Here is a 13193-nt window from a genome sequence, read left to right on the forward strand (position 1 = left end):
AGCATGCAACCCCGCGTCAACGCTTACCAGCAACCCATCGGCCCGGACATGCCGGGCTGGATCGCGCGTCCGCGTCCACCCCTGACTCCCATCGTCGGCCGCTATTGCCGGCTGGAGCCGCTATCGGCCGAGCGCCACGCCGAGGACCTGTACCAGGCGTTCAGCCAGGCGCCGGACGACAGCGACTGGACCTATATGTCGGTGGGGCCTTTCGCGGACCTGGCGGCCTATCGCCAGTTCGCCGAGAAGGCGCAGGCCGGCAACGACCCCTTGCACCACGCCATCATCGACCTGGAGACGGGCCGCGCCATCGGCACGCTGGCGCTGATGCGCATCGATCCGGCCAATGGCGCGATCGAGGTCGGCTTCGTGTCGTTTTCGCGCCAGCTCAAGCGCACCCGCATCGCCACCGAGGCCCAGTTCCTGCTGATGAGCCGCGCCTTCGACGAGCTGGGCTACCGCCGCTACGAATGGAAGTGCGACAGCCTGAACGCGCCGTCGCGCGCGGCGGCTGCCCGCCTGGGTTTCGAGTTCGAAGGCATCTTTCGCCAGGCCACGGTGTACAAGGGCCGCAGCCGCGACACGGCCTGGTTCGCCATGGTCGACGGCGACTGGCCCGCGCTGCGCGCCGCCTATGAGCGCTGGCTGAGCCCGGACAATTTCGATGCGCAAGGCCGGCAGCGGCAGGGCTTGTCCGAACTGACGGCACAGGCGCGCGCCGCGTGCGCCTGATCCCGGTTGCGCTGGCGCTGTTCTGGGGGCTGAACTGGCCGGCGGTGAAGATCATCCTGTCGATCTTCCCGCCGTTCACGCTGCGCCTGCTCGGCCTGGGCAGCGGCGCGGTGCTGCTGTTGCTGCTGGCGCGCGCCAAGCGGGTGCCGCTGTTGCCGCCGCGCGAGTCGTGGCGGGGCATCGTCGTGGGCGGCCTGCTTGCGGTCGCGGCCTTCAATCTGTTGGTGGCCTGGGCGCAGCTCAGCACCAGCACTTCGCGCGCGGCGGTGCTGACTTTCACCATGCCGATGATGTCGGCCGTGCTGGCCTGGGCGGTGCTGGGCGAACGGCTGGACCGGCGCCGGGCGCTGGCCTTGCTGCTGGGCGCGGCCGGGGTCTCCATCCTGGCCTGGCCGGTGCTGCGCGCGGTCTTCGGCGAGCACGACGCCGCCGCGGCCAAGGGCCTGGTGTTTCCGCTGGTGGCGGCCTTCGGCTGGGCCGCGGGCACGGTCTACCTGAAGGGCTGGCCGGTGGCCGGCGACCGCATCGTCGTCACCGCCTGGCAGTTGGCGGTGGGCGCGGCCTGCGCCCTGGGCGGCATGCTGATCGCAGGCGAATCGTTTCCCACGCAGGGCTGGAACGGCCGCGTGGTGGCGGCGCTGTCATTCCACATCATCTTGGGTACTGCCGTCGCGTACTGGCTCTGGTTCGTGCTGAGCGAGCGCGTCAGCGCCACGGTGGCGGCGCTGACCACATTGATGGTGCCGGTGGTGGGCGTGTTGGGCGCGATGGCGCTGGTAGGCGACCGGCCCGCCGCCCTGGACTGGTGGGGCTTTGCCCTGGTGCTGGGCGGGGCGGCGCTGATCGTGCTGAATCTGGGCGCCGCGCCGGCGCCGCGAACCAGGCCATAAGCACGGGCGGCTCAGCGGGTGCGCCGCAACTTCTCGCGCAGCAGTTCGGCGCCGCTGACCAGGGTGATGCCGGCCAGCACCAGCAGGGCGCCCAGCACGAAGCCGCCGTCCAGCGGCTCGTCCAGGATGATCACGCCGAAACTCACGCCGAACAGCGGCGTCATGAACGACAGGATGGACAGGCGCGAGGCCAGGTAGCGGCGCAGCAGCCAGAACCACGCCAGGTAGCTGGACAGGGCCACGACCACCGACTGGAAGGCGACGCTGAGCACTGCGGCCTGGGTGTAGCGGAAACCGGCGTTGCCGGTGGCCGCCGCGAATGCCAGCAGGGTGATGGCCGCGACCGCCATCTGGTAGAACAGCGTCTTGGCGGGAGCGGCTTCCGACAGCGAGGTCTTGCGGATCGCCACCGTGGTGGCGCCCCAGAACAGGCCTGCCAGCAGTCCCATCGCGTCGCCCAGCAGCATGTTCGGAGCGGCGGCGGAGCCTGCGGGCTGGCCCTTGCCCAGGAAGGCCACGGCGATGCCGCAAAAGGCGATGACCACGCCCAGCCACTGCAGCGGCTTCAGGCGTTCCTCGGGCAGCAGCCAGTGCAGCCCCAGCGCGGCGAAGATGGGCGCGGTGTACAGGAACACCGACATGTGCGAGGCCGTGGTGTAGACCAGGCCTTGCGCCACGAACAGGAATTCTCCGGCGAACAGCAGGCCCACGATCAGGCCGGGCAACGCCGTGCCATCGGTGAAGGCGCGCAGGCCTTCGCGCCGCCACACGGCCACCGCCAGCACCAGCGCCGCGAAGGCCGAGCGCAGCCCGATCTGCATGATGGGCGAGACGTCCGCGGCCACCAGCTTGATGGCGATCTGCTGGAAGCCCCAGCAGACGCACAACAGCAGCATGGCGCCGGTGGCCAGTCCGTCCAGCGGCTGGCGCAAGGGTTTGGGGCCGTTCACGGCAGTTCTGCGGGATAGCTGTCCAGGGCCAGGCCGATCTGCTGGCGCAGGTCCCATTCCGCCAGGGTCGATTGGACCGGGCCGAAGAAGGCGCCGTCGCGCGTCACGAACATGGCGGGCAGGTGGAAGACCTCGTAGCGCTCGACCATGCCGCGGTTGTCGCCGGCGTCGACCCAGCACACGCGTTCCACGGGCAGCTCCAGCTGCGGCAGTTGTTCGCGGGCGATGCGGCAGGTGCCGCAGGTGCGGCTGTGGAAGACCAGCAGGGACAGGCCGGGCGCGTCCAGCAGGTAGCGGTCGGCGGTGCTGTCGTTGAGTTCTATCTGTTCCATGGGGGGCAGGGCTGCGCAGGGGCGCCGGTCGCGGCGCGAGGCGCCCATTATGGCAGCGCGGCGTCCGCGGGCGGGAGATACCCGCGGGCCTGGAGGGGACGCCCCGGCTTCAAGCGCCGCGCAGCGTCCGGTCCAGTTCCAGCACGGACTGGTACAGCACGCGGGTGCCGTCCAGCAGCTGCGCGGGCTCGATCCACTCTTCCGGGCAGTGGCTGCGGCCGTTCAGGCAGGGAATGAAGATCATGCCGATGGGGCCGGTGGGCGCCATGTAGACGGCGTCGTGGCCCGCGCCGCTGGGCAGGCGCATCGAGGCATAGCCCAACTGATCCGCGGCGGCTTGCACCGCGTCCATCACCAGCGGCGTGCAGTCGGTGGGACGGGCGCGGCTCAGCTGCGTGAAGCTGGCGGTCAGGCGCAGCGCCTTGAGGTCGCCCGCCACGCCTGCCATCAAGGTTTCCGGAAACGCATCCAGCACGGCATCGCTGTCGCTGCGCATTTCCAGCGTCAGTTCGACGCGCCCCGGCACCGCGTTGGCGGCGTTGGGCGTCATCGACAGGCGGCCCACGGTGGCGACCACGTAATGCGGATTGCCGCTGGCGGCGCTGGCCTGGCGATTGGCGGCGTCGATGATGCGGGCCGCGCCCACCAGGGCGTCGCGGCGGATGTCCATGGGCGTGGTGCCGGCATGGTCGGGCTGGCCTTCGACGGTGATCTGTACGCGGCGGATGCCGACGATGTTGGTGACCACGCCGATGGGCAGGCCGCGACTTTCCAGCACCGGGCCTTGTTCGATATGCAGTTCGACGAAGGCGGCAGTGCCGCCTGGGCCGCGCAGCGGCGCGCCCAGCGCCGAGGGGTCGCCGCCGATGCGGGCAATGCCAGCCGCCAGCGTTTCGCCATCGGGGTTGCGAGCCTGCAGCATGTCGGGCGTCAACTGCCCGCAGAGGGCGCGGCTGCCGACGCAGGAGATGCCGTAGTCACTGGGCTCTTCGGACAGGAAGTCGATGACCTCGAAAGGGTGCTCCAGTTGCACGCCTTGCTCGCGCAGGGTGTGAGCCACCTCGATACCCGCCAGCACGCCGATGATGCCGTCGAAACGGCCGCCGGCCATGACGGTGTCGCAGTGCGAGCCGGTGGCAATGGGCTGGCGCGCCGGATCGCGTCCGGCCAGCGTGCCGACCAGGTTGCCGCCGGCGTCCAGGCGGGTCGAGAGGCCCGCAGCTTCGAATTCGCCGCGCAGCCAGGCGCGGGCTTCTTCGAACAGCGGCGAGAACGCGCGGCGCGTCCAGGGGACGTCGGGCAGCGTGTATCGGGAAAGGGTTTCGACGCGGGCCCAGAGGCGCTCGGCGTTCAGGGGAGGAAAAGCGTGTGGCATGAGACTTCCTGAAATTGCGCCTGGAATTATGGCATGCGTGTCTGCAGCGTCTGGCTGCGCGGCGCATCCAGGAACAGCGCCACCACCGCAGCGCAGGCCAGGGTGATCGCGACCAGCGCGTGCAGCAGTTGGCGGAAGGCGTCGTCATAAGCCTGGCGCAGCAGCGCCGGGCCCGCGCCGGGCAGGTGGGCCAGGGCCTGCGCCATGTCGCCGGCCGCGAGGTATTGCGCGGCGGGGCCGGGATCCGCGCCGAGCCGATGGGCGATCAGCAAGCTCAGCAAGGCGTTGACGCTGGCCAGCGCGATGCCTTCTCCGGCCACGCGGGTGGTGCTGAAGATGCCGGCGGCCATGCCTGCGCGCTCGGGCGGCGCGACGCTCATCGAGAGGCCATCCATCAGGCCCCAGGGCAGGCCGGTGCCGGCGCCGATCAGCAGCATGGGCCAGAGCGCGGCCTGGGCCGGCTGCGCGACGCCGATGCGGCTGAGCCAATACAGGCCCAGGGCGGCGGCAAGCAGGCCCAGCGCGCAACTGCGGCCCGCGCTCATCCAGCGCGTGGTCCAGACGGCCACCGCCGGCATGAAGAGCAGCGGCGCGGACAGGGCCGCCATCGCCAGTCCCGCGCCGGCTTCGCCGCGCCCCTCGATGCCGATGAAACGGATCGGCAGCAGCACCAGCAGCACCACATAGCAATAGCAGGTGGCCACGGGCAGCATCTGCACGCCCACAAAGCGCGGATAGCGCAGGAGCGCCAGGTCCAGCATCGGCCGGCGCACGCGCCGCTCTATCGCCACGAAGGCCAGCAGGCACAGCGCCGCGGCGGCCAGCAGTTTCCAGGCCAGCGCCGATGCGCCGCGCGCGGCGGGTGTTTCCAGGATGCCCCAGGTCAATAGCGCCAGCGCGCAGGTGAAGGCCAGGCTGCCGGCCCAGTCCAGCGGGCCTGCTTGCGGGTCCCGCGATTCCTGCATCCGGGGCAGGGCGACGGCCAGCGCCAGCGCGCCGACCGCGGCGCTCGACAGGAAGACCGAGCGCCAACCCACGCTGTCGATCAGCAGTCCGGCCAGCATCGGTCCCAGCGCCAGGCCCGCGCCGAAACTGGCGCCGAGCACGCCGAAGGCGCGGGTGCGCGCCGGACCCGGGCAGGCGTGGGCCAGGGACGCCGAGCCGCCGGCCAGGGCCGCGGCGGCGCCCGCGCCTTGCAGCGCGCGCAGGCCGTCCAGCCAGGCCACCGTGGGTGCGAGCGCCAGCGCAACCGATACCAGCACGAACAAGGCCACGCCGGACACGAACAGGCGCTTGCGACCATAGGCGTCGGCCAGCGTGCCTGCCGCCATCAGCAGGCTGCCGAAGCTCAGCATGAAGGCGTTGGTGATCCAGCCGAGCGCCTGGGCGCTTCCGCCCAGGTCGCGGCCGATGGCGGGGGTGGCGACGGCGCCGCCGGAAAAGCTCAAGGGCAGGATGAGGGCGGCCGTGCAGACGGCAAGCACGGTCCAGCCCGGGGAAACGGGAACAGAGGCAGAGGAAGGCATCGACGAATCAGGTTGGAATAGCCGGGATAGGCGTCGATGAAGGATAAAATTGCGTCAATGAAACAAAAATGCCGCCCATATCCTTTATGAGCGGATAAATATTCCTTAATGGAACGGAAATGGACAGCCTGAGCGGTATACACGCCTTCGTCCACGCCGCGCAGCGCGGCAGCTATGTCGCGGCCGCCGAGCATCTGGGCCTGTCGGCCTCGGCCGTGGGCAAGAGCGTGGCGCGGCTGGAGGACAGGCTGGGCGTGCGCCTGCTCAACCGCAGCACGCGGCGCATCAGCCTGACCGAGGAGGGCGCGCTCTACCTGGAGCGCTGCCTGCGCATCGTGAACGAACTGGATGAGGCCGAGGCCGAGGTAACCCGGGGCCGCGAGGCGCCGCGCGGCCGGCTGCGGGTCAGCGTGCCGGCCATCGGCTACCGCCTGCTGCTGCCGCTGCTGCCCGAGTTCACCCGCCGCTATCCGGAGATCGAGCTGGAGCTGGATTTCAACGACCGCATCGTCGATGTCATCGGCGAGGGGTTGGATGCGGTGATACGCAGCGGGGAGTTCGCCGATTCGCGCTTGCGGGCGCGGCCGCTGCGGCCTTATCGCTTCGTGGTGGCGGGCGCGCCCGCCTATCTGGCCGCCCGCGGCAGGCCGCGAGCGCCGGGCGACCTGGACGGCCATGCCAGGCTGGCCTATCGCTATCCGGGCACGGGTCAGGTACAGCCATGGCAGTTCCGCGACGGCCCTGTCGCGCCCGCGCCGGCGGCGCTGAGCTTCAACAGCGTGGAGGCGTTGATCGGCGCGGCCCAAGCTGGGTTGGGCCTGGCCTACCTGCCTGATTTCGCGCTGCGGGCGGCCTTGGACGAAGGCCGTCTCGCCACCGTGTTGGACGACTGTCTCGATGCAGACGGCCGTTTTTCCGTGCTGTGGCCAGACAGCAGGCATCCGCTGCCCAAGCTGCGGGCCTTCGTCGATTTCATGGCCGAACGGCTGGGCGCCTAGCGCTTCGCGCGCCAGGCGGGTTCGCGCTTTTCCAGGAAGGCGCTGACGCCTTCGCGGGCTTCGTCCGTGCTGCGCACGGCCGCAATGCGTTCCACGGTGTCGGCGATGAGCGCGGCGTCGATTTCCTGGCCGGCGAAGTCGCGCACCAGCCGCTTGCTGGCCTGCACCGCGCCGGGGCCGTTGTCGCACAGGGCGAGGCACAGCGCCTCGGCGCGCTGCGGCAGCTCGGCCAGGGGGGCGATGTCGTGCACCAGGCCCAGCCGGAAAGCGGTCGCCGCGTCGAAGCGTTCGGCGGTCAGGAAATAACGGTTGGCCGCGCGCTCGCCCATGGCGCGCAGCACATAGGGGCTGATGGTGGCGGGTAGCAGCCCCAGCCGGGTTTCCGACAGGCAGAAGTGTGCGCTGTCCGCGGCGATGGCGATGTCGCAGGCCGACACCAGGCCCATGCCGCCGGCATAGGCGTCGCCGTTGACGCAGGCCACCACCGGCTTGGGGCAGGACCAGATCGCGTGCAGCATACGCGCCAGCTTGGCGGCGTCGGCGCGGTTTTCGGCGTCGGTCAGCGTGGCCATCTTGCGCATCCAGTTCAGGTCGCCACCGGCGCAGAAGGCCTTGCCCGCGCCAGTCAGCAACAGCACGCGCACGGCCGGATCGTCCACCGCCGCCTGCACGGCGCTGGTCAGGGCGGCGATCAGCGTGTCGTCGAACGCGTTGCGCATGTCTGGGCGGTTCAGCGTCAGGCGGGCGATGGGGCCGTCGTGGGCGACGTCCAGCGGGGCGGGCGTGGTCATTCCTGGTCTCCAGTTTTCTTGATTCAGGCTCAACAAAGCAACGGGACTAGCGCTCGATTCTAGGTTGAAAATTCTGTCTCAGCCATCGAATCGGGATAAATATTGAGTTATCCTCAAAAAAATAATGGAGCGAGACATGAGCCAGCACCCAGGCGGCGCGGCCGCCGGCCAGCGCTACGCGTCGGTATTCCGGCCGGGCCTCTACGAGGGCAAGACCATCCTGGTGACGGGGGGCGGCAGCGGCCTGGGCCGCTGCACCGCGCACGAGCTGGCGTCGCTGGGCGCCGGCCTGGCGCTGGTGGGGCGCAAGCTGGACAAGCTGCAGGCGGCGCAGGACGAGATTTCCCGCATCTACCCCGAGGCCGCCGGCCGCATCAGCCTGCACGCCTGCGACATCCGCGACGAAGCCGGCGTGCGCGGCACTGTTTCTGATGTGCTGGCGCGGCACGGCGCCATCGACGGCCTGTTCAATTGCGCGGGCGGGCAGTTCCCCGCGCCGCTGGACCGCATCAGCTACAACGGCTGGAACGCGGTGGTGCAGAACAATCTGCACGGCACCTTCCTGATGTCGCGCGAGGTCTATACCCAGCACATGCGCCAGCACGGCGGCGCCATCGTCAATATGTTGGCCGACATCTGGGGCGGCATGCCGGGCATGGGGCATTCGGGCGCGGCGCGCGCCGGTGTCTGGAACCTGACCGAAACCGCCGCCTGCGAATGGGCCCATGCGGGCGTGCGCGTCAACGCGGTGGCGCCGGGCTGGATCGCCTCCAGCGGCATGGACAGCTACGACGAGGATTACCGCGCCGTGCTGCGCGAATTGAAAACGAAAGTGCCGCTGCAGCGCTTCGGCACCGAGGCCGAACTGGCGGCGGCGGTGGTGTTCCTGCTGTCGCCGGCCGCGGCCTTCATCAACGGCAGCGTCATCCGGGTGGATGGCGGCGTGCCCAACGCCCGCCATTCCTGGAGCCTGGCGCCCGCCGAGCGGGGCGAGGCCTACAACGGCTTTCCTCAGTACGAGCCGCCGTCCTTGTTTTCCGACGATTGAAGCCGATGCAGGGCATCCCGCACGTCGCCGCGGAACTGCGCCAGCGCCAGCGCGTCCTGCGCGGGCGGCTGCAGCGCCTGCCACAGAAAGCCGACCAGCTGGTCGGCGGTGGCGGCCACGTCCACCCGCGCGCCACGCAGGATGGCGTCCCACAGCACGTGCTCCATCGGTCCGTAGACCGCCGAGCGCAGCAGCCGCAGCGGCATGTCGCGGCGGATGTCGCCGTCGGCTTGGCCCTGGGCCAGGATGCGCATCAGCGGCGCGGTGTAGCGGCGCTGCAATTGCGCGTAGACCTCGCCGAAGTCGTCGTTGCGCGCGCGTCCCTCGGACAGGATGAAGGCGCACAGCCCGGTGCCTTCGGCCAGCAGGTGGCGCAGGTGCGCATGTACCAGGTAATGCAGCTGGGCCCGCGCGCCATGCACGTGGGGCAGGTTGTCCTCGACCTTGGCGATGATTTCGTCGTACCAGTCGCTGATCACCCGCACGCAGAGTTCGCGCTTGCCGCCGAAATAGGTGAACACCGTGGCCTCGGACACGCCCAGGCGCTGCGCGATCTCGGTGGTGGTGGCGGCCTGGAAGCCGGCTTCGGAAAAGACCTGGCGGGCGACGCGCAGGATGTCGCGGATGCGCTGTTCGGATTTGGCGCTGGCCGGCGGGCGGCGCATCGGGACGGTGGCGGCTTTTTCCATGCGATGGGGAAGGGGCTGCGGGTGGGCGGGGCTTATTATTGAGCCAGGGTCAAGTTTGAGGCAAGACGTTACATCGCTGGCGCCTGGCGCCGGCGCGTTCGACAACAACATCAGAGACAAACCATGCTGTCCAGAGCCGATTCCTACACGCAGCTTGCGTCCCAGTTCCAATGGCAGGTGCCTGCGGCCTACAACATCGGCGTCGACGCCTGCGACAAATGGGCCGACGGCAGCGGCCGCCTGGCGCTGATCTACGAGAAGAGCGACGGCGCGCAATCGCGCTACACGTTCGATCAGATCAAGGCGCTGTCCAACCGCCTGGCGCACAGCCTGGAACGCCATGGCGTCAAGCGCGGCGACCGCGTCGCCGTCTACCTGCCGCAGGCCCCGGAAACCGCGGTGACCCATATCGCCGTCTACAAGATGGGCGCGGTGGCGGTGCCGCTGTTCACGCTGTTCGGGGTGGACGCGATCCAGTACCGCCTGGCCAACAGCGGCGCGGCGGCGCTGGTGACCGACGCCGAAGGCTGCCGCAAGCTGCGCGAGATCCGCGCCAGCCTGCCGGACCTGAAGGTGGTCTATTGCATCGACCCGGACTGCCCGGACGACGCCGTGCCGTTCCACGCCGCGCTGGCGGCCGAATCCGACGATTACACGCCGGCGGCGACCGCGGCCGACGACCCGGCCGTCATCATCTATACCTCGGGCACCACCGGCAAGCCCAAGGGCGCGCTGCATGCGCACCGGGTGTTGCTGGGCCACCTGCCGGGCGTGGAGATGTCGCACGAGTTCTTCCCGGAAAACGCCGCGCTGATGTGGACGCCGGCCGACTGGGCCTGGATCGGCGGCCTGCTGGACGTGTTGTTGCCGTCCTGGCATCACGGCGTGCCGGTGCTGGCGCGCCGCTTCGAGAAATTCGACGGCGCCAGCGCCTTCGAGCTGATGGCGCGCCACGGCGTGACCCACACCTTCCTGCCGCCGACCGCGCTGAAGATGATGCGCGGCACCGAGCTTCCCGCCGGGGCCGGCACGCTGGCGCTGCGCTCGGTCGCCAGCGGCGGCGAGTCGCTGGGAGCGGAACTCATAGACTGGGGCCGGCGCGTGCTGGGCGTGACCATCAACGAGTTCTACGGCCAGACCGAATGCAACATGCTGGTGTCGTCCTGCTCGTCGCTGTTCGACCCCTGCATCGGCGCCATTGGCCGCGCGGCGCCGGGCCACCGCGTTGCTATTGTGGATGACAGTGGCGTCGAAGTGGCGGATGAGGGCAATATCGGCGTATTGCGGCCGGACCCGGTGATGTTCCTGGGGTACTGGAACAACCCAGAGGCCACCGCCGAAAAGTTCGCCGGCGACTATCTGCTGACCGGCGACCAGGGCGTGCGCGACGCCGAGGGCTTCATCCGCTTCGTCGGCCGCAACGACGACGTCATCACCAGCGCCGGCTACCGCATCGGCCCTGGCCCGATCGAGGACTGCCTGATCGGCCACCCCGCGGTGCGCATGGCGGCGGTGGTGGGCGTGCCTGACGCCCAGCGCACCGAGATCGTGATGGCTTATGTGGTGCTGAACGAAGGCTACGAGGGTAACGACGCGTTGGTGAAGGATCTTCAAGCCCATGTGCGCAAGCGCCTGGCGGCCCATGAGTATCCGCGCGCGATCCGATTTGTAACCAGTTTGCCGACCACCGCCACCGGCAAGATCATCCGCCGCGAGTTGCGCGACGGCAGCTACATCTGACCCGTCTCAACCGGTGACAATGTCGTCCAAGAGGATGGGTTGACGGGCAACCAGCCGCTGCAAGTATGATGGCGCAAATTGCTACGGCCCCATGTCATTTGGGGCCGTATCACCATTAGCCTTACTAGTATGGAGATAAACCCCGATGAATAAGCCTTTGGATGGGGGATTGGCAGCCTTGAACGTGCCTGCCTACGTGAAGCACCGCGGCCTGATCGACTGGGTCGCCAGCTTTGTTGCCCTGGCCAAGCCGGACCAGGTCGTGTGGTGCGACGGTTCCCAGGAAGAATATGACCGGCTGTGCGAGCAGATGGTCCAAGCGGGCACCATGCGCAGGCTGAACCCCGCCAAGCGGCCTAATTCCTTCCTGGCGTGCTCGGATCCTTCCGACGTCGCCCGCGTGGAGGACCGCACCTTTATTTGTTCCGACCGTGCCGAAGACGCCGGCCCGACCAACAACTGGGCCGAGCCCGCCGCCATGCGCGACACGCTCAACGGCCTGTTCGACGGCGCCATGCGCGGCCGTACGCTGTACGTGGTGCCGTTCTCGATGGGCCCGCTGGGTTCGGACATCGCTCACATCGGCGTGGAACTGTCCGACAGCCCCTACGTGGCCGTGAACATGCGCATCATGACGCGCATGGGTAAGCAGGTGTATGACGTGCTGGGCGCCGACGGCGACTTCGTCCCCTGTGTGCATTCGGTGGGCAAGCCCCTGGCCGCAGGCGAGGCCGACGTGGCCTGGCCGTGCAACCCGACCAAGTACATCGTCCATTTCCCCAAGACCCGCGAAATCTGGAGCTTCGGCTCGGGCTACGGCGGCAACGCGCTGCTGGGCAAGAAGTGCTTCGCGCTGCGCATCGCGTCCACCATGGGCCGCGACCAGGGCTGGCTGGCCGAACACATGCTGATCCTGGGCGTGACCTCGCCCAAGGGCCGCAAGTACCACGTGGCCGCGGCGTTCCCGTCGGCCTGCGGCAAGACCAACTTCGCCATGCTGATCCCGCCGCAAGGCATGGACGGCTGGAAGGTCACCACCATCGGCGACGACATCGCCTGGATCAAGCCGGGCAAGGACGGCCGCCTGCACGCCATCAACCCGGAAGCCGGCTATTTCGGCGTGGCCCCGGGCACCAGCGAGCAGACCAACTTCAACGCCATGGCCACGCTCAAGGCCAACGTCATCTTCACCAACGTGGCGCTCACCGATGACGGCGACGTCTGGTGGGAAGGCATGACGGACACGCCGCCGGCGCACCTGATCGACTGGCAGGGCCAGGACTGGACACCCGCCATCGCGCGCGAAACTGGCCGCAAGGCCGCGCATCCGAACGCGCGCTTCACCGCGCCGGCCGCGCAATGCCCGTCCATCGACCCCGAATGGGAAAACCCCGAAGGCGTGGTCATCGACGCCTTCATCTTCGGCGGCCGCCGCTCCACCACCGTGCCGCTGGTCACCGAAGCCCGCAACTGGGTCGAAGGCGTCTACATGGCCGCCACCATGGGTTCGGAAACCACCGCTGCGGCCGCCGGCCAGCAGGGCGTGGTGCGCCGCGATCCCTTCGCCATGCTGCCGTTCTGCGGCTACAACATGAGCGACTACTTCAGCCACTGGCTGAAGCTGGGCAAGCAGCTGGAAGCCGCCGGCGCCACCTTGCCGCGCATCTACTGCGTCAACTGGTTCCGCAAGGGTCCGGACGGCAAGTTCGTCTGGCCCGGCTTCGGCGACAACATGCGCGTGCTGCGCTGGATGCTGGGCCGCATCGACGGCCAGTCCAAGGGCGTGGACCAGGTGTTCGGCATTTCGCCCAGCTACCAGGACATCGACTGGACCGGCCTGGAATTCAGCCCGGACAAGTTCGAGCAGGTCATGTCGGTGGATGCCGCCGCCTGGCGCGACGAACTGGCGCTGCATGACGAGCTGTTCGCCCAGTTGGCGCAGGGCCTGCCCGAGGATCTGCCGGCCGCCAAGGCCAAGATCGAAGGGCGGCTGGCGGCCTGAGGGCCGGCGACGCGTTGCAAGGCTGTCAGGCACCGGCGCCCGCCGGGTGCCTGACACCTCATGGGAAACCTGATCTGCCCGAGTGCCAGTCACCCGGGCAGATCAGGCTTCCGACTTCGG

General features: G+C 69.1%; 12 protein-coding genes. 6 read left to right on the plus strand and 6 right to left on the minus strand.

Translation table 11 applies throughout. The features are described from left to right. Nucleotides 1–3 precede the first annotated feature (3 nt). Both AC3WOB_RS15055 and AC3WOB_RS15060 read left to right on the plus strand, forming a co-directional pair. On the plus strand, nt 4–732 hold the full coding sequence (locus tag AC3WOB_RS15055) for a GNAT family N-acetyltransferase (protein ID WP_492275456.1): 729 nt from the start codon (nt 4–6) through the stop codon (nt 730–732). After that, the gene (locus AC3WOB_RS15060; RefSeq protein WP_013393041.1) at nt 723–1622 is read left to right on the plus strand and encodes a DMT family transporter; all 900 of its coding nucleotides are present in this window, start codon (nt 723–725) and stop codon (nt 1620–1622) included. Before AC3WOB_RS15055 ends, AC3WOB_RS15060 begins: the two co-directional genes overlap by 10 nt. A gap of 11 nt (nt 1623–1633) precedes the next feature. Here the strand turns inward: AC3WOB_RS15060 and AC3WOB_RS15065 are convergent, their stop codons facing one another. The 4 genes from AC3WOB_RS15065 to AC3WOB_RS15080 form a co-directional block, all read right to left on the minus strand. Beyond that, the gene (locus tag AC3WOB_RS15065) at nt 1634–2518 is read right to left on the minus strand and encodes a DMT family transporter (RefSeq protein WP_049797916.1); all 885 of its coding nucleotides are present in this window, start codon (nt 2516–2518) and stop codon (nt 1634–1636) included. A 50-nt stretch (nt 2519–2568) separates the two neighbouring features. Then, on the minus strand, nt 2569–2904 hold the full coding sequence (locus tag AC3WOB_RS15070) for a thioredoxin family protein (protein ID WP_013393043.1): 336 nt from the start codon (nt 2902–2904) through the stop codon (nt 2569–2571). Nucleotides 2905–3013: 109 nt separating this feature from the next. Beyond that, nucleotides 3014–4279, minus strand: a complete 1266-nt coding sequence (gene ertE, locus AC3WOB_RS15075; RefSeq protein ID WP_492275457.1) for an N-carbamyl-l-glutamate amidohydrolase ErtE — start codon at nt 4277–4279, stop codon at nt 3014–3016. A 26-nt stretch (nt 4280–4305) separates the two neighbouring features. Further along, nucleotides 4306–5805 (minus strand): MFS transporter, encoded by a 1500-nt coding sequence (locus AC3WOB_RS15080; protein WP_492275458.1) that lies wholly within the window; start codon nt 5803–5805, stop codon nt 4306–4308. A gap of 119 nt (nt 5806–5924) precedes the next feature. Between AC3WOB_RS15080 and AC3WOB_RS15085 the strand changes: the two genes are divergently transcribed. After that, entirely contained in the window at nt 5925–6803 is an 879-nt protein-coding gene (locus AC3WOB_RS15085) for a LysR family transcriptional regulator (protein WP_492275459.1), read from the plus strand. On the opposite strand, the gene AC3WOB_RS15090 is transcribed toward AC3WOB_RS15085, so the two are convergent. Then, entirely contained in the window at nt 6800–7594 is a 795-nt protein-coding gene (locus tag AC3WOB_RS15090) for an enoyl-CoA hydratase/isomerase family protein (RefSeq protein WP_492275460.1), read from the minus strand. The genes AC3WOB_RS15085 and AC3WOB_RS15090 overlap by 4 nt on opposite strands. A 136-nt stretch (nt 7595–7730) precedes the next feature. On the opposite strand from AC3WOB_RS15090, the gene AC3WOB_RS15095 reads away from it, so the two are divergent. Further along, nucleotides 7731–8642 carry an SDR family oxidoreductase gene (locus AC3WOB_RS15095; RefSeq protein WP_492275461.1) on the plus strand — a complete coding sequence of 304 codons (912 nt, stop codon included), beginning with the start codon at nt 7731–7733 and terminating at the stop codon, nt 8640–8642. Here AC3WOB_RS15095 and AC3WOB_RS15100 read toward each other — a convergent pair. Continuing rightward, nucleotides 8606–9331, minus strand: a complete 726-nt coding sequence (locus tag AC3WOB_RS15100) for a TetR/AcrR family transcriptional regulator (protein ID WP_013393049.1) — start codon at nt 9329–9331, stop codon at nt 8606–8608. The genes AC3WOB_RS15095 and AC3WOB_RS15100 overlap by 37 nt on opposite strands. A gap of 123 nt (nt 9332–9454) precedes the next feature. Here AC3WOB_RS15100 and AC3WOB_RS15105 point away from each other — a divergent pair, with 123 nt between their 5' ends. After that, entirely contained in the window at nt 9455–11071 is a 1617-nt protein-coding gene (locus AC3WOB_RS15105) for an acyl-CoA synthetase (protein ID WP_492275462.1), read from the plus strand. 145 nt (nt 11072–11216) lie between these two features. After that, complete coding sequence (locus AC3WOB_RS15110; RefSeq protein ID WP_013393051.1) at nt 11217–13073, plus strand: phosphoenolpyruvate carboxykinase (GTP); 1857 nt, start codon at nt 11217–11219, stop codon at nt 13071–13073. The last annotated feature ends 120 nt before the right edge of the window (nt 13074–13193 follow it).

Source organism: Achromobacter sp. FW305-C-30-7, from assembly GCF_058783105.1.